Annotated in this window: 1 protein-coding gene; it reads left to right on the top strand. The window is 57.8% G+C overall.

What is annotated here, in order from left to right; all coding sequences use genetic code 11:
- The coding region (locus tag AC1DIS_RS30120; RefSeq protein ID WP_477781319.1) for an ABC transporter permease subunit at positions 1-473 on the top strand (473 nt) is incomplete at its 5' end.
- Positions 474-555: the final 82 nt, after the last annotated feature.

Raw genomic sequence — 555 nt, 5'->3', positions numbered from 1 at the left:
ATGGCCAGTTATTCGGTGTGCCGGTGCCGATTTTGATCACCATCGTTTGCTTCCTGTTTTTCGGCTGGCTGCTGAATTACACCACCTACGGGCGCAACACCATGGCCATCGGTGGCAACCAGGAAGCGGCGTTGCTGGCTGGGGTAAACGTTGACCGAACCAAGATCATCATCTTCGCCGTGCACGGGGTGATTGGTGCATTGGCCGGGGTGATTCTGGCGTCGCGCATGACCTCGGGTCAGCCGATGATTGGCCAGGGTTTCGAGCTGACAGTGATCTCGGCCTGCGTGTTGGGCGGGGTGTCGCTGAGTGGCGGGATCGGGATGATTCGGCATGTGATTGCCGGAGTGCTGATTCTGGCGATCATCGAGAATGCGATGAACCTGAAGAACATCGATACCTTCTATCAGTACGTGATTCGCGGTTCGATCCTGTTGCTGGCGGTTGTGATCGACCGACTGAAACAACGCTGATTTTCCCGGGGGAGCGGGATGCCCGGCACATGGATACTGGATGTGCCGACGCCTTCGCGGGCAAGCCTCGCTCCTACAGTAC

The organism is Pseudomonas sp. 05N433 (genome assembly GCF_056396925.1).
This window is presented reverse-complemented; position numbering and strand designations above follow the sequence as displayed.